This window comes from Aliivibrio thorii, from assembly GCF_057368585.1.
This window is the reverse complement of the sequence record NZ_CM170655.1, coordinates 368,704-392,305: the sequence shown is the minus strand read 5'-3', so window position 1 is coordinate 392,305 and position 23,602 is coordinate 368,704. Positions and strand designations below refer to the sequence as shown.

Genomic DNA, 23,602 nt, shown 5'->3' with positions numbered 1-23,602 from the left:
AATAAATGGAATTGTTGCCACTAAAATCGGTTTACTGAGCTACTACCTTCCCCTCACGGCGAGGGTCTGCGGCACCAACCAAAGAGTCACCTTGAAGTTTAATCGCTTGAACCCCTGAATTTAATTCCTTAACTTGAACTTTAAATCCGATCTTTTCTAACTTAGGAACCCATACTTCAGCGGCGGTGTCTTTTTCGATCTCAAACGTTCCAAATCGATTATTCATGTTAGGCAAATCGATGGCTTGCTGTAAGTTCAGCCCCCAATCAAGATGAGCAATGAGAGTTTTTGCTACATAACCAATGATTTGACTGCCACCGGGAGAGCCAATCGCCATATACGGTTTATTGTTTTCCATTACGATAGTAGGTGCCATGGATGAACGTGGACGTTTACCCGGCTCGATGCGATTGGCAATAGGGACACCATCTACATGGCTTCTAAAAGAGAAATCAGTTAATTCGTTATTTAGTAAGAACCCGCCAACCATTAAGCGAGAGCCAAAGCCATTTTCTATTGTGGTGGTAATTGAAACCACATTACGATCTTTATCGACAATTGAAAAGTGACTGGTAGAAGGTAGTTCAATGGCTTCATCTAATGCGTAATTCTTAGCATGAGACCACGGTGGTGAGCCTGCCGAGGTTTCAGCTACTGCATTCTTTCCTTTTAGTAGTTCAGCGCGTTTTTCTAAATACGTTTTATCTAATAAGCCTTGAGTTGGCATTGGGACATAATCACTGTCTGCCATGTATTTACCGCGATCAGCAAAGGCTAGGCGAGAAGCATCCCCTAATAATCTCCAACTTTGTACATTGTCTTTACCCATATCTGAAATTGGGTAATGGCTGAGTACCCCCATAATTTGTCCAAGTGCCAATGCTCCTGAACTTGGTGGCCCCATACCACAAATTGCGTATTGGCGATAAGGTGCGCAGACGGGTTCACGCTCTTTTACTTGATAAGCCGTAAAATCAATGAGGTTAAGTACCCCAGGGTTTGAGGTCTCATTTCTTACTGTGTTCACAATATCTTGTGCAATTTTTCCTTGATAAAAAGCGACTGCGCCTTGCTCAGAAATAACCTGCAGTGTTTTTGCATAATCTGGATTTTTAAGCTTCTGACCAGCTTTTATTGGTGAACCGTCTTGGTTAAAGAAGTAGGCTTTAGCGGCAGGAGAGCGTTGTAGAAATTCTTGGTCATTATCAACCAATTTTGCTAAACGAGGACTTACGGTGAATCCATTAGTTGCAAGATCAATGGCTGGTTCAAATAGGGTTTTCCAATCCAGTTTGCCTAGTTTTTGATGAGTATCCCACATCAATTTTACTGCGCCAGGAGTACCAACAGATCGCCCTCCGACTACGGCATCATAAAACTTAAGAGGTTGGCCTTTGTCATCTTGAAATAATTGAGGTGTCACTTCTAATGGTGCCGTTTCCCTTCCATCAAAAGTAGTAAGATCTTGCTGTTTTGCATTCCAATAGACAAGAAATGCACCGCCCCCAATACCTGATGACTGAGGCTCTACTAGCCCAAGCACCAATTGCGTTGCAACCATGGCATCAATCGCATTACCACCCTTACGCAGCATCTCAGCCCCCGCTTCACTGGCATAAAGGTTTGCGGAAGCGATCATCCACTCTTTTCCTTCAACGAGGTTTTGCTTGGTTAAGCCCGTTGCGGCTTCAGGGGCAACATTGTCTGCAGTTTGAGCTGCAAATGATATTGGCGTAATAAGAGAGGTTGAAACCAGTAACGCAAGAGTTGATGCTTTCCACTGCATAGATATTCCTTAATCGTATCAATTGGATGTAGGTAAAGGCGTCGAGTAAAATACACTGAGAAGAAAAGATTGGCAGAGGAAAGAAGGCCTGTCGAATAGGTTATTAGTGTTCTTGGTTAATGCTCACGTTTTAAACTAATAGAGAGTTACAATCTTACTTGCAGGATAGACAACACCGATAGATATCACATCAATCACCGATATCACTATTTGGTCCTCATATAAGAGTAATAATTGAATGAGAAATACCCTATGATGGTTTTATATTGTGTTTATGGATGAACTGAATGAATCAAATGGATTATTTGCGATGTGCCAGTGTGGGAGTACTTTTCGGCCTAGCTGGTTGTTCGTCAAACTCTGTCAATGATATTGATGAGGTTGAAGAACCAATGATGTTGACCAAGCAAACCCTAAATATTGAAGGGCTAAAGCATTGCAATAATGCCAATGATGATAGCATTCACTTAAATCCTGATGAACCATTAACCATTATCGTTCATGGCTGCTTCGCTTCTGCGGGTCAATTTAAAACCTTAGCGGATGTTTATGGTTTATATGATCAACAAGCTATCTGTTTTGAGTATGATGACAGAAAGAGTCTAGAAGAGACCTCTGGCGAGCTTGTTTCTGCTCTAAATCAATTATCAAATGAAAATCCCAATCAGCCTCTCCATATTATTGGTCATAGCCAAGGTGGTTTGGTCGCTCGTAGAGCACTTACGGTTGATAGAGAGGATGAGAAAAAAGTCGCTACAAAACAATTGCAACTTACCACCATCTCTTCGCCATTTAATGGCATTGAAATATCGTCACATTGTGGCATGACGTCTTTACGGATCTTGTCTTTGGGTATTGTTGATTTGATCTGCTATGCCGTGACAGGAGAGAAGTATCAACAGATCCCACCTAATGCTGATTTTATTGAACAACCGGGGGAACTTCTTTCTTCTGTTTCTCATCATTTAGTGATAAAAACGGATGAGCGTAATACGTGTCGAAGAACCAATGATGACGGAATATGCGTTGAAGATGATTACGTTTTTAGTGTTAGTGAGCAGTCAAATCAAAACGTGGATGATGTCGTTCATGCGAATCCAATAACGGTGAAAGCAGGTCATGTTGAGATTGTTGGAAATGGGAATTCTGTTCCGACGGATTTGATTGATATCTTAAAAGAACAACAATTGCTGATTGATAATGGAACGGTTGGCCAGCTAGAGCAAGCACGTTTAATTGAGCAACTTTATTCTCAAGACGATAGCTCTAATTTATCTATATTGAAATAAGCAGGGTGGCATAAATACCACCCTGAAATCAGTTTAGCGTCCGTAGGTTTTCATAATATAGGCTTCAAACTCGTCACACATTTTTGTGTTTGATTCTGTATTACTTGCTAATGTTTTTGGACCATCAATAATAGAGATTGTTGCGTTTAGCGGTGCCACTTCGGCTTGAGTTCTAGAATCTAACTCTGCCATTTTTTCTTGCTCAGATTTCCACGCTTCTTCAACAGATAAGTTACACTTATCAGCTAAATATTTAGCGTTAAAGCCTTCACCAGTAAGGGCTATGATTGAATCATTATGGCTAACGCTGTTACCGGCATTCCAATAGTGTTTTGCCAGTAATGGACCAATCTCAGGATTATCAGTTAAGTAACCAAATTCCTCAGTGAAATAGGCGCGAGTTTGATACACCGCCATGTGCGCCAGCAAGTAACCATGATAAGCACATGAGGCTTCATCAGACACTAAGTGAGGGATAGCCATTAATGGACGTGGGCTGCATGCTAACCCAAGAATTTTCTTTTCTGTAGTACGAGCTAATGCTGTGATGTTTTCTGGCGTAAGTTCTTCATCAGTTAATTGATAAAGCGCTCGTTCAAAATACGGTACCACTAAAATACTGCGTTCTTGATATGCACGGAAAGGTTGTTTGCTGTCGATCATTGCTTTGATGATCGAATCAGGTACAGCGTTGCCATTTTTATCAAGCGCATACTGTTTTAACCAATCTGCATCTTCTAGCAAGCTATCGCAGAACATGGATTGCGTTTCTGCATAGGCCATTGAGGTAGGTGCAAATTCTTGTGAAAAGCAGGGTGCATTCATCTTCACGTTAGAGAAATGAGCCGCATGGCCACCTTCGTGGAATAAGGTGTTCATACCGTCATAACCACTGCCAACTTGGTCTGGTTTTGCGTTGCTAGTAAAGTTAACTTTAGCAGCAACCCATTGATCTTGATTATAAAAAGAAGGAATAGGGCCATGACAAAAACCGTTAGGGTATTTGCCTTTACGATCCAATAAATCAAGCGTTAATTCTGCGCCTGAGAACTCAATATTTAAACGGCCAAACGATTCAACCCAACGACGTAATGATTTTGAGAACGGTACGTAAGGGTCTAGCTCTCGCATCACATCGCCTGCAAACGAGAAGACAAAGTTATGCGCGAGTAAGGCTTCATTGCCTTTATCCGCTGCAAGTTGATCTAAGCTACGTTGGTGACAATCACGAGTACGAATTTCAAAATCATCTAAAATAGTAAATAGTTGATTTGTCGTCATTTTTTCTTTTTTTGTTACCGAGTAATCAAAGAAAGTATCAAACCCTTGAGAGCGAGCAAATTTATTGCGAAGTTTAATTAATTCAATAAAGCCGTTTTGTAATAGCCATTGCTCTAAGCCAAGAAAGGCTTGATGAGCTGATTGACGTGTTGCGGCATTAGCGCTAGTGCGAACAATAGAAGCGAGTACAGGAAGAGAGCCTTCAACCGTTTCTCCTTCTTCGTTTACATACGTCATAGTGTGGTTTTGTTTTTTCTCAAATAGACCCGCTTCAAATTTTATTAGCTCTGCTTTTTGTTGTTGAGCTTGTTTTGATTCAATAGCGTGAGATTCAAATGTTGCTAACCAGCCTTTTAAACCAATTAAGGTTTGTGTTTTTTCTTCATTATCAGTGATTGATTCAGCCAGTGTAATTTGTTTTTTAATTGCGGAGATTTGCTCTGCATTACTTAAAAAGTTCGTCCATGCAGTTTCTGCTTGGGTAGAGCCTTGGTGATTATCGCTTAAACCCATATAGGTATCCCAAAAGAAGTTTTCTTTGGTGCGATGAATCGATAAATAACGTTGGTTTAAGTCATTAAGATATGTAGTGGCAGTCATTTTCGTCCCTTTAAATACAGACTAGCGAAAAACAGATTATGCCATAGATGACAAATGAATGATGAAGTAAGTGCTAAAAGCTCATTTTATGAAAAATATCAGGTTTTAATTAGTGCTTTGTTTTAATTCTAATACGGTGACGATAACGATTGCTTATTTATATTTCTCTCAATTTGTGCAAAAATGTGCGCAGAAAATTAACCGCACTTTTATGTTACTTATTTAAGGAATGTTCCATGTCTCAGGGCAATGCGCAAAATACGGCACCACAATCCAATATGGATAGAAAACTAGATGGCTTCTTTAAAATTTCTGAGCGTGGTAGCACCGTTAAAACAGAAATGATTGCTGGTCTTACTACGTTTTTAGCGATGGTTTATTCGGTTATTGTTGTTCCAAGCATGTTAGGTGCCGCAGGATTTGATACGGGAGCTGTCTTTGTCGCTACCTGTTTAGTGGCAGCGTTTGGTTCACTATTAATGGGGTTATGGGTAAATCTTCCAATGGCAATTGGTTGTGCTATTTCATTAACTGCATTTACCGCGTTTAGCTTGGTATTGGGGCAAGGTGTAAGTATTCCTGTTGCGCTTGGTGCGGTATTTATCATGGGCGTTTTGTTTACCCTTATTACGGTAACAGGCGTTCGTCAGTGGATTCTGAATAACCTACCGTCAGGCATTGCACATGGTACTGGTATCGGTATTGGTTTATTCCTTTTATTGATCGCCGCGGATGGCACAGGCCTAATTGTTAAAAATGCACACGCTGGTCTCCCTATCATGCTAGGTGATATTAAGTCATTTTCTGTAATCATGTCGGTATTAGGTCTTGCTGCTATCTTTGGTTTAGAGAAAAAACGTGTTCCTGGTGGCATTTTATTAGTGATCGTCGCTATCTCTATTATTGGCTTAATCTTTGACCCAAGCGTAACTTACAATGGCTTCTTTGCTCTGCCAAGTTTAGAGACCGCTGATGGTAGCTCGCTGATTGGTTCTATGGATATCATGGGTGCATTAACGCCTGCAATTCTTCCTGTGGTTGTTGCGCTGGTTATGACGGCAGTATTTGATGCAACAGGTACAATTCGTGCCCTTTCTGGTCAAGCCAACTTACTTGATAAAAACGGGCAAATCATCGATGGCGGTAAGGCATTAACGGCTGACTCTGCAAGCTCAATGGTTGCAGGTCTTGTTGGTGGCGCTCCTGCGGCGGTTTACATCGAATCAGCAGCAGGTACAGCAGCCGGTGGTAAAACAGGATTAACAGCAACGGTTGTTGGGGTGTTGTTCCTTGTAATGATTTTCTTATCACCAGTAAGTTATTTAGTTCCTAGTTACGCAACGGCTCCTGCATTAATGTACGTTGGTTTATTAATGTTAAGTAACGTTTCTAAATTAGACTTTGAAGATTCAGTTGATGCGCTTTCAGGCCTGGTTTGTGCGGTATTCATTATCTTATCTGCAAATATTGTAACCGGTATTATGATCGGTTTTACCACGTTAGTTGTTGGTCGTATTTTTGCTGGTGAGTTTAAGAAATTAAACGTGGGTATTGTTTCGATTACTATTGCTTTGATTGTATTTTATGTCGGTGGTTGGGCTATCTAGTTCTGAATAATATTACCTTGTAAATTGATAAGCCAGTGATCATCTCACTGGCTTTTTTAATGTAAAAAACAAGACAGTTTGCAAGTTACGGATTAAGCTAAAGTATCAGTAGTAGAAACATAAGAAGTCAATTATGTCAGATTTAACATCAATTATTCTTGCCGGTTCAACAGGATTAATAGGGCATCATTTATTGAATTCGGTCTTAAAAAATGAAGAGATTCAACACGTTTATAGTCTCACTCGCAGGCCTCTTGATGATATATGCTCGAAGCTCATTCAGGTGATTAACCCTGAATTAAGCATTGATAAAGAGCAAGTCAAAGATAATGTGCCTAAGGTCGGTTTTATTACGTTAGGCACTACCATCAAAAAGGCAGGAAGTAAGAGTGCATTAAAGGCGATTGATGTGTCGCTGGTGGTGAGTGTTGCACAATCAATGCATGATATTGGTGTTGAGCGGATTTATGTGGTGTCTTGTATTGGCGCATCAAGTTCTGCATTCTCCCATTATTTAAAATGCAAAGGAGAGATGGAAGATAAGGTGGCAGATATTGGTTTTAAGCAAGTGACCTTTATGCAGCCTGGGCCTTTATCCGGAAGTAGAACTGAACCGAGAACCGATGAGGCATTTTTACAGGGGGTTATGAAAGTAATGAATCCATTAATGAAAGGATTTTTATTAAATTATAAACCGATTCATGGTGAACTTGTTGCACAGTGTATGCTTGAACTAGCGTTAAAGAATAATCACGATAATGGGATTGTTAGATATACCTCAAGAGAAATGTTTGCATTAGTAGAGCAGTAGCTAATAAAAGAAAGGTTTGTAGTAAATAAAGGAATGGAGAGCAATCAGTGCAGCAATTTGATTATAATTTATTAAATACTTTAGAAGTCTTACTTGAAGAGGAAAGTGTAACCTCTGCCGCTTTGCGATTGCATTTAAGCCAGTCAGCCGTTAGTAAGCAATTGGCCAAATTACGAGAGGTATTTGATGATCCTTTGTTTGAGCGAACGCCTTATGGATTACGAGCAACGCCACGAGCAAAACAATTAGCGCCAGAATTAAGGCAAGTACTTCAACATTTAGAGTTATTTACTCGCCCTAGCTCTTTTGAACCAAGTGAAAGTCAGAGAACCTTTGATATTCATATGGTAGAGCCTGCTTATTCACTGACATACCCTCATTTTATGCCAGAGATTTTAAAGCAAGCCCCCCAAGTGAATGTGCATGCAAAAACATGGCGTAGAGAGAGTTTAGAGCAATTATTGCGTTGTGAAATCGATATGGCGATCAGTTGTTGGGAGTGGGATGCTCGATCTAAATGGCATATGGAAAATATACCTAAAGAATTAAACTATGTTGAGTTAGTTCGAGATCATTCGGTTTGTTTAGTGCGTGAAGACCATCCTTTGTTTGATGAGGAGTGGGGACTAGAAACCTTCTTAAAATACCGTCACCTACAAGTGGTTTTTGGAGGGATTGAGCAATGGCTTTTGGACGATATCTTGAACTTACAGCACTTAAAAAGAGATATTGCGGTGAACTTGACGGATTTTCATTCCGCGATGGAGTTATGCGAGCACAGTGATTTGATTTTATGTGCACCTTCAAAATACGTAGATAACATGCTCAAAGGATCACCATTAAGAAAACTACCAGCTCCTATCTCAATGGAAGCGGGGTGCTATGTTTTAATGTGGCATAAACATTTTGACTTTGATCATTCTCATCGTTGGTTTAGAGAGTTGATTATCGAGCGAGTAAAAGCGGAATATAAATAAAAAAGGAGGTACATTGACTGTACCTCCTAATGGTAATGAAATTAATAGCTATTAGATAAATCGTACACACGTAGGGAATTCATCAGTGTTTCTAAATCATTTCCTAAGTAATCAACCGTAACTGGATATTCAGGCAAAAGAGTAAAACTTGAATCACTGAATCGGCCTTTTCCATCGTGCTCTAGGTGCACAAAGAAAGCAGGATAATCAGAGCGCAGAGTAATGCGATTCCCTTCTTGTATTATTTCAATATTAGCTTTTTTAATCGTTAATTGTTTGATCGTTGGTGTAGCAAACCAAGTATTTTGGACCTTTTCTCCATTAACTGTTATCTCTGTAAAGAAGAAACTGTTATTTGCGCTTACTTGGAATTTCTCTTTTGTTAGTGACCAAATAACATCATTACCATCTTCTTCAATAGAATAATTAATCGTCCATTGGCCAAGCACTTCGCCATTAAAGTCCATCCAATAAACGACACCATCGATATGGTTTTCAAATCGAGAATCGTTGACGACTCGGATCTTAACTTCGCTGTCTGTTTCCTCAAAAGGGATGTAGGTTGGTGCAAAAAAACGTTTCGCATGGTAATGAAGTTGCTTCCAGCGACCACTGTATTCAATGCTCGACCATGAACTGACGGGCCAATTATCATTCAATTGCCAATACAGCATGCCACGACAAATAGGGCTAATAGCGCGCCAATATTCACACCCTGTTTTAATCGCCATAGCTTGTTGAACTTGGCTCAAATATAACATCTGTTCAAAGTTAGATGGGAAACGGAAATAGCGAGTAAACATTTCTGTGATGATACTGTTTCCACGTCCATTCTTTTGGTGTGCTTCAAATGTAGGAGAAGTAACATTCCAATCATGTTCTGGAACAAAACGCTTCACTTCCGCGAAAGAAGGCCATGATTGAAAACCAAACTCTGAGCAAAAACGCGGTTTAATATCTAAGTACGTACTGAATGACTTGCCCGAATGCCACACATCCCAGAAGTGCATATCACCACGATTATCGTTGTGCCATGCGTCACCAAAATCCATGTCTCCATTACAAGGAGAGCTTGTCCAAAAACGACGACTTGGGTCTTCTTCTGCAATCCATTTTGCAATATTTCGGTTTAAACGGTCGTAATTAACTGTATATGTAGTTTTGTTATTTTTGGATTCATCATACCAACCAATAGCCCCAATCACTTCGTTGTCGCCACACCAAAGAACAATAGACGGGTGGTCTTTTAGTCGGTTTATTTGTTGGCGAATTTCGGGTTCAACTTCGTTTAAGAAAGCCTCTGTCGACGGATAGAGTGAGCATGCAAACATCATGTCTTGCCATACCATCAGGCCGAGTTCATCACACATCTCATAGAAGATATCTGACTCGTATTGACCACCACCCCACACGCGGATCATATTCATATTCGCGTCTTTTGCACTGCTTAATAATTCACGGTAGCGAGCTTCCGTCTCTAAGCTTGGCATAGCATCCATAGGGATCCAATTCGCCCCTTTTGAATTAATAGGGAAGCCATTGATGACAAACTCCATCGCCGATCCTATTGTATCTGCCTTATTGTTTAATATTAGACTTCTGAGGCCAATTTTTTTAGAGATTGACTGATTATTTAAATCTACATGTAAAGGGTACAACGGCTGTTTACCGTAGCCAGCAGGCCACCAAAGTTCAGGCTGGTCGATACGGAAAGTAACAGTAGTAATGCCAGTTTCACTGGTGGTGGTCATTTGGATTTGGTCACCAAAGCTAACGGTAATTTCATGGTCACTGATTGGGTCATGATGAATAGTCGCTGTTACCTCTACATTTTCTTGGTGCCAAATTTGTTCAGTATGAACAGACAGCAAGGTAATGTGCTCAATTACATCAATATAAACAGGATCGTAAATACCCGAGACCAATAAACAAATTCCCCAATCCCAACCGGAATGACATTGAGTTTTACGGATTAGGTTCATATGAGGAACTTGGTTGTTGCCTACCGCCCAAGGAATTGGCATTGGTAAGGCATTAGCTCGTTGCTTGCCTTCTTCATCAACACGAGAGAAATGCACTTCAATATGGTTATCACCAAGTACGAGAAAGGGTTTGATATTGATGCGATGTAACTGGAACATATTGGTACTGCGTAAGACTAACTCACCATTAATAAATACATGAGCAAGAGTATCAAGACGACTTAGATTTAAAAATAATGAAGAAGCATTGAGTTCTTGTTGTGATAAGGAGAAGGTGCGAGATACATGCCAATCGCATTCCCTTACCCACTGAACCAATTCTTCATTGGTTTCTTGGTAAGGATCCGTAATGATATTGGCTTTTAATAAAGCGTGATAATTATCTCCAGGAACAGACATTGGAATAGAGAGTTGTGAATGCGTAGGCGAGGTCAGTGTCCAATCGCCATTAAGAGAAACCTGCGACATAAAGAATCCTTCTGATGCCGTTGATATAAGTGGTTCAGCATTAAAATTAAGTGGTGCTGAACGGTATTAATGAATAGCAAAGAAGTGTATGTCTGAGAAGGAAATAAAAACGTGATGTTACTCTCGAACGAGAAATAACGAAGTTCTTTTATTTATATCAATTAGAAGGTTAGCACAATTTAACGCGGTCTATTACATTATCAACAAAGTTGAAATAATTGGCTGATTTCTTGTCCTGTCGCAATTTCTCTATGACTTTCTTTAATTAACCAATTTAATGGGTTTCGGACCCAAGGTTGAGGGTCTTGGCTTGGGAAGGAATCCACACAACGTAAACCCACGACATTCCAGCCTTGTTGTTTACAGGTATCGATACAACGTTTCGCATGCCAAGATTGAGCAACGACAACAACATTACGTGAATCAATATTATTTAAGGCTTCGCGTGCAATATCGGCGGTGGTTTGGTAATTCTTGTTTTCAATAATACTTATTTGTTTATTTCTAGGGTAATGCAGCGCAATTTCTTGTTGAAGTTGTACATGAATATTGGGGTATGAATCTTGGATTTTTTCAGCCAGTTCACTCAATTGAATGTTCACATCAGAGCTATCACCAAACGAAAAGGCAATTAAAGTGTCTGCTTGATTTAGATTTCCATAAGGCATCAGAAATGGTTGCCCTAAAGCAAGATAACGCTCTAGACGTTGCTTGGATGATACTGGTAATTGATATGATGAATTACAGTAATTAAAGACTTGAGGATTAAGGCGTAACGAAGAAGCAAAATCGTGGTGGATTTTGATATCAGAGTTTGAAAAATAATTCATAAGATCACGCATTGCTCTATCCTTTTGAAAGAATGATAGCCACTGAGATTAACAATCCGTTGTTATATAATTAAGGCTAACAATGAAGCGATATTATGAGTAGAAATTAATCAACTAATGCGCTTTAATCTTATAAATTAAACTTTATTTTTGTAAGGTTATTTTGTTGTATTGCTAAGATAAAGTAAAACCCATCAAGACAGGTTAGATTTTTAAGTGAAAAACTGCTTATAATCACACCACTAAATAACTGATGTGGTAGGAATTCATGGATTTAAATTTACTTAAAACATTCGATGTTGTAATGAATACACGCAGTGTGAATGAGGCAGCAGTAAATTTAGGTATTAGTGCACCAGCCGTTAGTCACACATTAAATCGCTTACGAGAGCAATATCAAGATCCGTTATTTATTCGGCAAGGAAGAGGGATCGTTCCTACTAATTTTGCGATAGAGTTGCATGCTGAAATCCAAGAGCCTTTAAAGCGATTGTTAAATGGTTCTAAATCTCGCCAAGCGTTTGATCCTGCAACAAGCCAGCGAACCTTTCGTATCTCAAGCCATAAAGACTTAGACCTAATGGTCGTTCCTCCCCTTATTAAATATCGAGATGAACTTGCCCCTAACGTGAACTTCAAAGCCGATATTGAGCATCTCAATGAAAAGGACAGGCAGACTGATTTGCGTATGCGTAAGGTCGATTTAATTTTGGCAACCGTACCACTTGAAGAGCATGGCTATCATAATAAATTGTTATTTGAGCAGCAGCTTGTTGTGGTATGCAGAAAAGGCCACCCAAGAATTAAAGGCAGTATTACTCAAGAGCAGTTCTTTGCTGAGCAACACTTATTGTGGAAAACTCAAAGAATGGATAATTACATCATGGATTCATTAGTGCTTGATAAGTTACCTCAGCGAAAAGAAGCTTATGCTACAGGATCTACTTGTAATTCTATTATGATGGCAGCTCAAATGGATTGGTTATGTGTCACCGGTGTATGGCACGCAAAAATGATGTCTAAAATGCTGCCATTAACAATACTGCCTTTACCTTTTGAATCTCATCTTCTGCCTGTTTATATGACATGGCATAATTCACAGCAATCAGATACTGGCCATCAGTGGTTAAAGCAGGTATTTGAAGAGGTTACGAAAGACTTAACCAGTTTGTATTTATGAATTAATGGAGTAAATCCGCATGGTGGATTAAGTAAGTGTAAATCCACTTTTAAGTATGGCACTATCGATTGTTTAATTGGTAACTCTTAATATTTATAAATCGACGGGCAAAATAGATTGCTCGCATTTATTTAGAGAGAAATTATGTCATTTAAAAAATCCATAGTATCACTTGCTGTTATTGCTACCTTAGCGCCTGCGTTTGTGTTTGCCGCACCGACAACTAGCCAGCCAAAAGAAGCCACAACATTCACTATTCAAAAGAACGACCAATTAAAACAATATTTGAATTTTGACAATAAATCTGACTTTGCAGATGCTTCGCGTGGCTTTATTGCTACGTGGCCAGAAACAACTATTAAAGATGCAAAAGGAAATGTCGTTTGGGATTTCTCAAAGTTTAATTTCATCAACCAAGATGAAAATACTCAAACGATAAACCCTTCTTTACTTCGCCAAGCCAAACTAAATAACATTAATGGGTTATTTAAAGTTAAAGATGGCGTATATCAAGTTCGTGGTTTTGACTTGTCAGTTATGTCATTCATTCGTGGTGATGATGGCTGGATTGTTATTGACCCACTAATTTCTCCAGAAACGGCTGCGGCAGGTTTAAAACTACTTCGTGATAATGTGGAAGATCTACCTGTTACTGGCGTTATTTTTACTCACTCACACGTAGACCATTTTGGTGGGATTTTAGGTGTTACCACACAAAAAGACATTGATAATGGCGATGTTGTGATTGCGGCTCCTGAAGGGTTTTTTACGCATTCAATTGCTGAAAACCTAATGGCCGGAACAACAATGTCACGTCGTTCGTCTTACATGTATGGCAACCTTCTTGATGCAAATAATAAAGGAATGGTTGATGGTGGCTTAGGAAAAACAACATCAACAGGCTCTCCTGGTATTGTTAAACCAACCGAAATTGCAGAGCACACTGGTCAAGAAATGACGATTGACGGTGTTGATTTAGAAGTGATGATGGCTCAAGAATCAGAAGCACCTTCTGAGTTTATGTTCTACTTCCCACAATATAAAACAATGATGGCAGCAGAAGTAATGACGCATACCATTCATAATATTTCGACATTACGTGGTGCTAAAACTCGTGATGCCTCTTCATGGGCAGCTTATGTCGATCAAGCTCTGCACACTTATGGCGACAAAGCAGACACAATGATTGCCTCTCACCATTGGCCAACATGGGGACAAGAGAAAATTAAAGGTCAGCTAGCGAAAACTCGAGATATGTACAAATTTGTGCATGACCAAACGTTACGTTTAGCAAATAAAGGTTATACACCAAATGAGATCTCAGCTGAAATTAAGCTACCAGACTCATTAGGTAAAGAGTGGTACAACCGTGGTTACTATGGCACTGTTTCTCATAATGCACGTGCAACGTATGATTACTACTTTGGCGCATGGTGGGATGGTAATCCAGCAAACTTAAACCCATTAACGCCAACGGAAGAGGGCACAAAATACGTTGAAGCAATGGGTGGAGAGAAAAAAGTTGTTGAGATTGCAGAGGCTGCGATTAAGAAAGGGGAATACCGCTGGGCTGTGACGTTGTTAAATAATGTCACCTTTGCTAATCCTAAAAACATGGATGCACGTTACTTAGAAGCGGATGCAATGGAGCAATTAGGCTACCAATCAGAGTCTGGTCCTTGGAGAAACTACTATTTGGGTGGCGCTAAAGAATTGCGTAATGGTATTAAACCAGTTGCAACGCCAAATACAGCTGCGATAGCCGTGAATATGCCGTTTAATCAGTTCATGAAATATTTAGGTGTGACAGTGAAGCCCGATATAGCAAAAGGCATGAACTTAAAAGTGAATATCGATGTGAAAGGCGATGGTAAATACTCAATGGATTTAAGTAATTCAGTATTGAAATCATACACAGGTACTCAATTTGATAATGCGGATTTGAACATTACGTTATCACGTCAAGCGTTTGAAAATATGATGACGAAAAAAGCGACATTGAAAGATGAAATGAAATCAGGAGAATTTACAGTTTCAGATCAAGCTAAGTTCCAACAGCTGATGTCAGTCTTTGACCAGTTTAATTTATGGTTTGGCGTAGTTACTCCATAAATTAATATAAAAATCACAATATAATTATGCCTCATTAAATGAAGATATTTAATGGGGTTTTTTTGTATGTGTTCAAATAAGTCTATTTGTATATTTATATGACAATTAAATGCAGTTTTATTTCAAAAGGATTGAAAGCATTAATTTTAATTAAGAAGCCTTTTGGGACTTAGCTTTTACCATGTTTAATAACAGATATGTAAATAATATGCTTCATGTTTTTATAAATTAAGTGTTAAAGATGTTGCATTTTAATTTGTATTGTTGGTACATTTGCTTCTCCAATAATAATGTTGGATTTAATTTTAAGGATATATAAATATGAAATTAGATTTATCGAAAATTAAATATGTAGAAGCTTCAGCTATTGCGCAACGAGCTCAATTAGTTATGTTCTAGTTGTATATAAAATTAGATCTTAGAGGGGGAGACCCCTCTTTTTATATAATTAATTGGACATTTAATATGAATGAATGGTTTAAAGAAATATACAAGAATGAACTTTTCTTAAATAAATCTTTTGGGATTAAAAGTGAGTATTTTCCGCTATCATCAAATTTACATCATTATTTTAGTTCTCAAGAGATAGAAAATTATTTAATTACACTCGAAGGTTTTTTACATAAATTTGTAATGGTATATGGAGATGAAAGTGATTCATATCCTCATGCAAATATAGACTTTTTTACTAAATCACAATTTTCTTTTTTGAAAGAAAAAATGTCTGAAGGTGCTAGCCTTAAAATAGAACAACTGGAAAGGCGAGAGGCATCAATTGCCCCATTGTGTCGTGAGTTAGTTGAACATTTTGGTGGTATTTCTTGGGCTAAAATCTTTTGGACTTCTCCAAATAGAAAAGGATTAAATGTACATTTTGATACTTCGGATGTATTTATTATCCAAATCGAAGGCACTAAAAAGTGGTATCTATGGGATGAGTGTGAATTTAATCCTGGAAAACCAATGGCTAGGACTATAACTCAAGAAGAGGTAGGTGAGCCAACTAGAGAGCTTTTATTGAGTCCCGGTGATGTCCTCTATATTCCATCGGGTCACCCTCATTGCGCAGAGTCAAAAGATGAGCATTCTATACATATTAGTATTGGCTTTTTTGCAACAACAGTTTTGGATATATTAAAGTATTCTCTAGATTATTTAGCAATAAGTGAACCTTTATTAAGGAATCGTGTTTTAGGTCAAGATTTATGTTCAGAAACAGCAGTATCAGCATTAAATACTATAGATCTTAATTCACTCATTACTGAAAGTATTGATATAACTACAAGTGCATATTTATCATCATTAATGGCGGGTCGAGCGCAAATTGATAATAGCTTGATGGCTAGTGGATTAGCCATCAATAAGATTACAGAAAACACAAAAATTAGGTGGGCGAATCATCAGGTACCCAAAATAGTTACCGATAGTGAAGAGAGTATAAAGCTTTTTATCCCATCGATAATCGTACCAGAAAAAAATCAACTGGTTGGGCTTCCTCCATATTTGACACTTCCAAGTTTAGTCGCTGAGGAACTTAAGTTTATTAGTGTGTGTGAATATAAAGAAATACTTGATTTAAAAGGACCATTTGATATTAAATCCAAGATTGCTCTTGTGAAAGAATTAGTAAAACATGGATTGATAAGTGTTGATAATGCCGAATAAAATAAAGTTTATAGTAACGATTTCTTTAATTAGTTTAGCTAATTGGTTGGATTTTATTTCTATATTAACATATTCAGCATATCGAGTTGATAGCTCTCCTTTGATTGTGTCTTTAGCTAGCGTCGCGATGCTTTTACCGCAGGTTTTTTTAGGGAAATTTTATACAAAGCTGTTAGAGAGTAACTATAGGAATTGGTCGCTCCCTACCTCTTTTTTTATAAGAGCAGTTCTTACGGTATCTTTGGTTTTTATTGATAATATTAATTTATTTCTAATCATTGTTGCTTTAAGATCTGCCTTTTCTGGAATATACATACCAGTAGTAAGTTTTTATTGTAGTCAACAAGTTGAAAGCGTAAGAAAAATGTATTCATCGTATTTGAGTATAATTAATACCTATTCTAAGATGGCAGTTCCATTTCTAGGTGGTGTTATTGTTAGTCTTTATAATGAAAAAACGGCCTTTGCAATCACTTCAGTTATAACTATATTTTCTATATATTTCTCTTTGTTTTTAGGAAGAAGTAAAAGTATAAAAAAAAAATCAGATGCTTCTGTTAAGATAATGCCAGAGAGAAGCTTAAATAGTCTTATACATTGGAGGATGGTATTGTATTATCCTGCTTTTATATATTTTACACTAGTATTTATGTGTAACAACCTTTTACCTTTAATTTTTTCAAACGAAGGTTTATCCAAGTATATGTTTAGTTTGTCAATTACTTCTTCAGCAATAGGTAATGCTTTGTTTGGATATTTCTCTCTATATACAAAATCAAAACTAAAGGATTTAAAATTTATTTATTATTCTGGGATTGGAGTGTTTTTAGGTTTTCTAATGCTTTTTTTAGTATTTAATTCAGTAAAGCTTGATTTTTTAATATATATTACCTTTTTCGTTATAGGTATTTTTAGCGCTAGTATTCCTGTATTATTTAATAGGCATATATTTGATGAGAATTCGACGCTTGCGATTAAATTAAGCGCAAAGTTACAGTCTATTCAAAATGTATCGATGATTTTTGGTCCAATATTAGGAGCTGTAATTAGTGAGTTTTTACCTCCTTCATATTTACTTCTAATTGCAGGAATTATAGGTTTTATTATATTTACATATTTGAATATCAAAGTTTACTATGTTAGGGGATAAAATGTCTAATTATATTGAATTACTTTCTAAAGTGATCAGAAACGAAATATATCATGAACCGGACAAAACTGAAATTACTAGCAATGAAGTAAATAAATGTAGAACAGTAATTAATGATTTAAAGAGGCGTTGTCCTTTAGTCCTTGAAACATATCCTAGTCTTAGTGATCCTACACATTTCGCCAAAATAATTTCCTATGCCAGAAAAGATAGGCCTGTTCATACTTATGTAAATAAGCTTGGTATTAAAAATGTTATTGATTGTTGTTTATCCGTATTACATAAAGAGGTCGAGGGTGATTTTGTAGAAGTAGGTACGCTTAAAGGAGGTATTGGAATTTTAATGGCGGGTGTGATAGCTGAATATGACAGGTCGCGTCAACTCTATATTTTTGATTGTTTTGAGGGGCTAGATAAACCATGTAGTCACGATTCGCTTTTTGATAATGAAGTTTGGCATCATTACTCTAACGTTTTTGATGAATATATGTTTGATTGTAAATATGATTTAGATTCGGTAGTAAATAATTTTAAGAAATATGGGCTTGATGATATCCCTTTATTGGTTAAAGGGTGGATTCCAGATTGTTTTGATGAATATGAAAACAATATAGCAGTTCTTAGAATCGATGTTGATTGGTATGAGGCAACAAGAGATACTTTACTTCATCTTTATCAATTAGTTACTAAAGGTGGCTATGTAATTATCGATGATTACAATCTTGAAGGTTGTAAGAAGGCTGTGGATGATTTTAGAGCTTTGATAAATTGCGACAATCCTCTCTACGAGGTTTGTGCTGATACAGGTATTGTGTGTTGGGAGAAGTAATGAAATTTTACAATAAAAGTAAATGGAAGTCAGCAGCCTTATTGTGCTTAGAAGATGTTGTAAATATTGAAAATACATTGGGATTTCAGTTTAAATCTACAGCACTTAAAGAATTAAAGATTGCAATGGCTAATGGGCATGGTCAATTAGAGTATCGTTTAGCTGGTGGCTGCACTGGTGAATATATCTCTCAAGGTTCATATGATGATGTGCTTTTTCAATGTAAGAAGAATGGTGTTTCCTATATTATTAATGATTTAGAAACAGTAGATGGTTTTTTTTCTCACTTAGCTAGTGATATATCAAATACCTGTATGTGTAATGTATCTCTTAAAGCTTTTATTTCTGTTAGGAATAGCAAAAAAAGTCCACTACATTATGACTATCATCATTTACTTAATATGCAAATATTAGGATCAAAGTATTGGCGTATATTTAGAAGGCCTGAAGATATTATTTATCCTAGCACTGGTTATGTTGTTAGTAATGACACCGATAAACATGATGAGTTTACAGGTGAAATATCTTGTGGTGATTTATTTACAATACCAAAAGGATTTGCTCATGACGTATATACAACCAGTGATGTATCAGTTCACATTACAGTGATATTAAGATATAAAACAATTAAAGATATTTTATTGCAGAAGTGCTCTGATAATCTAAGTGGTTATGATGAATATCCTTTATTAAAAGCAATTGATAGTCCTCATGAACTAGAACGTAAATTTGTAGATTTACCTCCAGTCAATACATCGCTATCACTTGATGATATATATAGAACGATATTTTCATTTCAAAAATTAGTACCAAAATCTTCTTCTGATAATGAATTTCAATATAACACTCTTTATTTTAATAAATGTACTTGGGGGTATGAAGTTTTTGAGGATATGATCGAGCTTACTTTACCTACCGTAATCCCTAGACATGTAGAAATTGAATCAATATCATTTTTACCGGCAAAGCTGAGTTTACCTCTTGAGTTATTACCAACAATTAAATTTATATTTAACAATGGTTATTTGAGTTTTTCGGACTTAAATCAAACTTTTGATGAAAAAACAAGTCAGGCTATATACAAAGTGTTTTTTGATACGGGAATAGCTTTGAATATGATTGACTCTGAGTGAAATATTTGATTTATTATTTTTATCAAGTCAAATTTAAATGACTTTTGAGGTGTTATATTTAAATAGAGGAAAGTAACATGGCTAAGTATCAATTTTTTTGTATCCCTAATAGCGAACGCAAGCAATATACTTTTCTTGATATGAGTTCAAGCACATTTCTGCGAGAGAAGACTGAGATATTAGAACAAGGTTTTGAAGTGGAAGATGATGTTATTTATGCCGATACTGCAGAAAAAGCGGTTGAAAAATTCAAATCAAACTTTATTTATGCTGTTGATGAATATGGTAAAGCAGATGCTAGCTATGGTTTTGCTGTGTTTTTCCAATCTCTTTATAAAATGATGTTTACTAAGACAAGTTCAAAGTAACAGGGATGAAATTTACCTACTAATGTCTTAAATTACCTCAAGCTTAAATGTAATTGAATGGGGTGGGAGCTGCATTATTCTACAAGCTAAAACATCAAAATAGATCGTCGAATGATAACTGAAGATGATGCATAGAAATCACCCCCTTTGAGTCAGGCACAATGCCATTAACGAGAGAGATCGAAATTGTGTCTGTTACAGGATAAGAAAGAGTAAGCTGAGGGATTAAATATAAGCTAATATCTTCATTAATATAAGTAATTATTTGCTCTTGTTCATAACCTGTAACTACACCAACCATCGCTCCTAAACGAAATGACAGCTTTTGTACTTTAAGGTCATCATCCATTCTAAAGTTCCACCCAACAAGTGTGGAGTTGTTATTATAAGAGTTGACAAAATGTGCAGCACTAAAGCCATTATTAATGCTAAAGCCAATCAGTTTATGGTCTTCATTATAATCATAGTTTCGGTCAACATAGTGGTTACTGTAGCCTAAAAAAGCAATTTGAAGCGAAGTCGCAGAAGAGCCAAATGAGCATAAGAACAAAAAAAAGCTACATATTGAAATCCATTTCATATTATTCCTTAATTTAAGAACTATGAAATATAATAGTAGTTAGAAAATACTGATTTTGCTTAGTTTTTTTTATGCAATAAAAATGACGTGTCCACAAATACAGTACCAAATACAGCTTGTTTCGCTATAAAACCACTCTTGATGTTGACGGCAGCATGGGCAAACTAACTTATCCATATATCCTCTATCATTCTTATTATTTGTAGAACCAGTATGGGATCTATTTATGTTTAATCAAACCAATATTTGGGCTCGTCAGGCTCATTTAGACGTAAACAGCATTTATATGTAATTGTTACAAATAGTGATAATAATATTTGGTTTTTCGTCGTAATTTTATGTGTAAATTGATCATGATTTTGGCCGTAGTCACATTATATAAATATTGTTATGTTTAAAATGAGTGACCGAAAAGAAATTTGCTCAAGGAGGAGTTATGTTGATATCGGAAGGGTTAAGTCCACTAACAGAGTTGGTTATTTGGATGAGCTACGCAGTGACTATCGTTTTAGCTGTGCTTGCTGTTGGCATATTACTTGAAATCAATAAAAAGGAATAATTTGCCTTTTTATTTATGTAAAAGCACCTTTTAGTAAGGTGCTTTTTTAGTTATACAGAAAGGATTAGTTTGTTTTAAATTGTGAAACTTGCTCTTTCATTTCTTCTGCTTGCTCTGCTAACTTCATTGGTTGTTGTATTTTTTATTAAAGAATTCGGTTATCCCCACAACTATAAGCAATTATTTGGCTAATTTCAGACAAAGATCGCCCTGACTCTGCTTTCCAGTGATTAAATGCCTGAGTTGTTGCTTGAAGTGCTCGTTTTGTATCTCGGCCACTATCAATAATATCGCAATGACGTAAATACCATTCAACATCAGAAGAAAGAATAAAGGTATCGACCCCCATTTGGCGTAATGCATAAGCCCCCGTATTACCACCTAAGCGTTTTCCGTGTTTTTTAAGATATGCCCATAACCCCGTAATATCGTCACTAGGCCAATTTGCTATCATCTGGCCAAAAGAACCATATTTAAGGCTTGCCATATTTATCATCAAGGCATTGGCTGGGATAGTCATTACTTTAGTTAGATGGCGGATAATACGCGGATCTTTCGCTTTCTCTTCCCATGTTTCATCAGGTTGAAGTAATAGAGGCTGAATACGAAATTGAAAGAAAACCTCTTCAAACTCCGGCCATTTTTTACGAACTACATTCCATGAAATACCACACTGAAAAACCTTTTCTGTAAATACTGCTAGCCAACGATCATCCGGAATCGCGGTTAATTCTTCTGGTGATAATGGCTTATGTAGCATCAGCTCTAGTTGTGCTTCCCCACCTTTACGCTGCGCCGCTCGTTGATAAATGGATTCAAACTTTTCAATAGTCATGATTGTCTCTGATTTAAAAGCATGAAGAGATTGAAGCATAAATAGCTCTATTTTTGTATTAAAAAGAGTGAACGCTTGACCTGTCTAAAGCTTCATAGTTTATAGTGTTTGTTATCAGCTAAGAGGAAAAGAGTTTATGTATCGTATTTTTGAGTTAGCGCAGCACGTGGGATTAAGCCGTTCAACCTTGTTGTATTACGAGGAGTTAGGCCTGATTTCAGCAAAGCGACAAGCCAATGGCTATCGCAGCTATTTAGAAAACGATCTGCAGTGTCTAGTACTATTTCAGCAACTGCATAGACTAGATGTATTAGATAATGAAATCGCAAAGAAACAAACAAGTGAGAGAGCTTCTATCCTCAATGCTTGCCAGTCATCAATTGGCAGAATGCATTTATCAAAAGTCCTTGGTAAGTAGAATAGAAGGCAGCTATAAATGTCATTTATCTGCTAATGCGTTGATACCATCTTACATTTAGACCAGTATAATAGGCTTTAGTTAATGATTTATAATGTCATTAGTTAATGCCTCTCTATTTAAACAAAGGATCCGTCATGTCTCTGGTTAATCAGCTTTCACTTTTTATTGATGTTGTACAACAAGGCTCATTTACTAAAGCTGCAGCATTGCATGATATGGATAATTCATCGTTATCTAAGCAGATTAAAAAGTTAGAAACAGAGCTTGGAGTGCAGTTGCTTAATCGCTCTACTCGCTCTTTCTCTTTAACGCCAGTAGGTGAAGAGATCTTAGAGCAAGCGCATAATTTAGTGAGTACCATTGGGCACGTGCAAACCATTGCTGATTCTTATCATGCAGAGCCAAAAGGACGTATCCGAATTACTGCGCCATTGCATATCGGGCAACACTATCTGCAACCAGTGATAAGCCAATTCATGAAGCGCTATCCTGAAGTTGAGATCGTTCTTTTAATGGATGATAAACGTTCTGATATTATTTCGGATCACTTCGATGTTGCTTTTAGGTTGGGTCGATTAGATGACTCAAGTTTAATCGCGAAAAAAATTGCAGATATTCGCGCTGTTGTATTAGCTTCCCATGATTTTATTGCGCACTATGGCGAGCCTAAAACGCCAGAAGAATTAGTCAGCTTGCCTTCGGTTATTTACAGTAATGGCTCATTAACCGTTGATGTTGTTAGGTGCAGTGAAACACCAGATTCAAGTGTGTTTAATAATTATAAAATGAAAGGAAATTACAAGGTGAATGATGTAAGCACTTTGCTTGCAGCAGTTCAAGATGGGTTAGGTTACGCTACGATAGCATCATCTAACTTGGCTCGTTCAATAGAAGACATGCAATTAACGCCATTATTAACAAACTACGCTATTTGTAATCAAGGATTGGCTGTTTATGCTCTCTATCCACACAGACAACAAACGGCTTTAGTTAGAGAGTTTATTGCCGCCGTTCAAGCGTATATAGGTGAGTCACCACGTTGGGAGCAACACATTCCAAACTTTGACGCTATGTACCAAATGAATAAGAACGTAATAAAAAAATAACCCTACTCAAAAGAGCAGGGTTATGATTATCTC

The 23,602-nt window shown here is 37.1% G+C and carries 20 protein-coding genes; 14 read left to right on the top strand and 6 right to left on the bottom strand.

The genetic code is table 11. The features are described from left to right. Window positions 1-31: 31 nt before the first annotated feature. Window positions 32-1,786: a gamma-glutamyltransferase gene (gene ggt, locus AC2IP4_RS15970; RefSeq protein WP_375320126.1), complete on the bottom strand. Its 1,755-nt coding sequence runs from the start codon at window positions 1,784-1,786 to the stop codon at window positions 32-34. Window positions 1,787-2,073: 287 nt separating this feature from the next. On the opposite strand from ggt, the gene AC2IP4_RS15965 reads away from it, so the two are divergent. Beyond that, complete coding sequence (locus tag AC2IP4_RS15965; protein WP_486307724.1) at window positions 2,074-3,075, top strand: esterase/lipase family protein; 1,002 nt, start codon at window positions 2,074-2,076, stop codon at window positions 3,073-3,075. A 33-nt stretch (window positions 3,076-3,108) separates the two neighbouring features. Here AC2IP4_RS15965 and AC2IP4_RS15960 read toward each other — a convergent pair whose 3' ends face one another. Further along, entirely contained in the window at window positions 3,109-4,956 is a 1,848-nt protein-coding gene (locus AC2IP4_RS15960) for a M3 family metallopeptidase (protein ID WP_486311121.1), read from the bottom strand. 236 nt (window positions 4,957-5,192) lie between these two features. Here AC2IP4_RS15960 and AC2IP4_RS15955 point away from each other — a divergent pair, with 236 nt between their 5' ends. From AC2IP4_RS15955 to AC2IP4_RS15945, 3 genes are all read left to right on the top strand, one after another. Next, window positions 5,193-6,563, top strand: a complete 1,371-nt coding sequence (locus AC2IP4_RS15955; RefSeq protein WP_486307722.1) for an NCS2 family permease — start codon at window positions 5,193-5,195, stop codon at window positions 6,561-6,563. Window positions 6,564-6,696: 133 nt separating this feature from the next. Beyond that, a complete protein-coding gene (locus AC2IP4_RS15950) occupies window positions 6,697-7,374 on the top strand; it encodes a Rossmann-fold NAD(P)-binding domain-containing protein (RefSeq protein WP_486311120.1) in 678 nt (225 codons plus the stop codon). A 47-nt stretch (window positions 7,375-7,421) separates the two neighbouring features. Beyond that, window positions 7,422-8,351 carry a LysR substrate-binding domain-containing protein gene (locus tag AC2IP4_RS15945; RefSeq protein ID WP_105056430.1) on the top strand — a complete coding sequence of 310 codons (930 nt, stop codon included), beginning with the start codon at window positions 7,422-7,424 and terminating at the stop codon, window positions 8,349-8,351. Between the two features lie 41 nt (window positions 8,352-8,392). On the opposite strand, the gene AC2IP4_RS15940 is transcribed toward AC2IP4_RS15945, so the two are convergent. After that, window positions 8,393-10,801: a beta-mannosidase gene (locus AC2IP4_RS15940; RefSeq protein ID WP_375320131.1), complete on the bottom strand. Its 2,409-nt coding sequence runs from the start codon at window positions 10,799-10,801 to the stop codon at window positions 8,393-8,395. A gap of 200 nt (window positions 10,802-11,001) precedes the next feature. Next, window positions 11,002-11,643 carry a hypothetical protein gene (locus AC2IP4_RS15935; RefSeq protein ID WP_375320132.1) on the bottom strand — a complete coding sequence of 214 codons (642 nt, stop codon included), beginning with the start codon at window positions 11,641-11,643 and terminating at the stop codon, window positions 11,002-11,004. Between the two features lie 256 nt (window positions 11,644-11,899). Here AC2IP4_RS15935 and AC2IP4_RS15930 point away from each other — a divergent pair, with 256 nt between their 5' ends. The 7 genes from AC2IP4_RS15930 (at window position 11,900) to AC2IP4_RS15900 (ending at window position 20,068) form a co-directional block, all read left to right on the top strand. Beyond that, window positions 11,900-12,811, top strand: coding sequence for a LysR family transcriptional regulator (locus AC2IP4_RS15930; RefSeq protein ID WP_375320133.1), 912 nt, complete (start codon window positions 11,900-11,902; stop codon window positions 12,809-12,811). 144 nt (window positions 12,812-12,955) lie between these two features. Then, window positions 12,956-14,923, top strand: coding sequence for an alkyl/aryl-sulfatase (locus AC2IP4_RS15925; RefSeq protein ID WP_375320134.1), 1,968 nt, complete (start codon window positions 12,956-12,958; stop codon window positions 14,921-14,923). A 465-nt stretch (window positions 14,924-15,388) separates the two neighbouring features. After that, the gene (locus AC2IP4_RS15920; protein ID WP_375320135.1) at window positions 15,389-16,588 is read left to right on the top strand and encodes a JmjC domain-containing protein; all 1,200 of its coding nucleotides are present in this window, start codon (window positions 15,389-15,391) and stop codon (window positions 16,586-16,588) included. Then, complete coding sequence (locus tag AC2IP4_RS15915) at window positions 16,578-17,738, top strand: MFS transporter (RefSeq protein WP_486311119.1); 1,161 nt, start codon at window positions 16,578-16,580, stop codon at window positions 17,736-17,738. The genes AC2IP4_RS15920 and AC2IP4_RS15915 overlap by 11 nt, the downstream gene beginning before the upstream one ends. 1 nt (window position 17,739) lies before the next feature. Next, window positions 17,740-18,567 carry a TylF/MycF/NovP-related O-methyltransferase gene (locus tag AC2IP4_RS15910; protein ID WP_486311118.1) on the top strand — a complete coding sequence of 276 codons (828 nt, stop codon included), beginning with the start codon at window positions 17,740-17,742 and terminating at the stop codon, window positions 18,565-18,567. After that, window positions 18,567-19,700, top strand: a complete 1,134-nt coding sequence (locus AC2IP4_RS15905; protein WP_486307719.1) for a JmjC domain-containing protein — start codon at window positions 18,567-18,569, stop codon at window positions 19,698-19,700. Before AC2IP4_RS15910 ends, AC2IP4_RS15905 begins: the two co-directional genes overlap by 1 nt. A 77-nt stretch (window positions 19,701-19,777) precedes the next feature. Next, window positions 19,778-20,068 carry a hypothetical protein gene (locus AC2IP4_RS15900; protein WP_486307718.1) on the top strand — a complete coding sequence of 97 codons (291 nt, stop codon included), beginning with the start codon at window positions 19,778-19,780 and terminating at the stop codon, window positions 20,066-20,068. Window positions 20,069-20,162: 94 nt separating this feature from the next. Here the strand turns inward: AC2IP4_RS15900 and AC2IP4_RS15895 are convergent, their stop codons facing one another. Further along, a complete protein-coding gene (locus tag AC2IP4_RS15895) occupies window positions 20,163-20,648 on the bottom strand; it encodes a hypothetical protein (RefSeq protein ID WP_486311117.1) in 486 nt (161 codons plus the stop codon). Between the two features lie 436 nt (window positions 20,649-21,084). Here AC2IP4_RS15895 and AC2IP4_RS15890 point away from each other — a divergent pair, with 436 nt between their 5' ends. Further along, window positions 21,085-21,207, top strand: coding sequence for a hypothetical protein (locus AC2IP4_RS15890; RefSeq protein WP_258132652.1), 123 nt, complete (start codon window positions 21,085-21,087; stop codon window positions 21,205-21,207). Between the two features lie 145 nt (window positions 21,208-21,352). Here the strand turns inward: AC2IP4_RS15890 and AC2IP4_RS15885 are convergent, their stop codons facing one another. Then, entirely contained in the window at window positions 21,353-22,042 is a 690-nt protein-coding gene (locus tag AC2IP4_RS15885) for a DNA-3-methyladenine glycosylase I (protein WP_375320845.1), read from the bottom strand. A 136-nt stretch (window positions 22,043-22,178) separates the two neighbouring features. Between AC2IP4_RS15885 and AC2IP4_RS15880 the strand changes: the two genes are divergently transcribed. Both AC2IP4_RS15880 and AC2IP4_RS15875 read left to right on the top strand, forming a co-directional pair. Next, window positions 22,179-22,460 carry a MerR family transcriptional regulator gene (locus AC2IP4_RS15880; RefSeq protein ID WP_375320141.1) on the top strand — a complete coding sequence of 94 codons (282 nt, stop codon included), beginning with the start codon at window positions 22,179-22,181 and terminating at the stop codon, window positions 22,458-22,460. 137 nt (window positions 22,461-22,597) lie between these two features. Then, window positions 22,598-23,569 (top strand): LysR family transcriptional regulator, encoded by a 972-nt coding sequence (locus tag AC2IP4_RS15875; protein WP_375320142.1) that lies wholly within the window; start codon window positions 22,598-22,600, stop codon window positions 23,567-23,569. Window positions 23,570-23,602 lie beyond the last annotated feature (33 nt).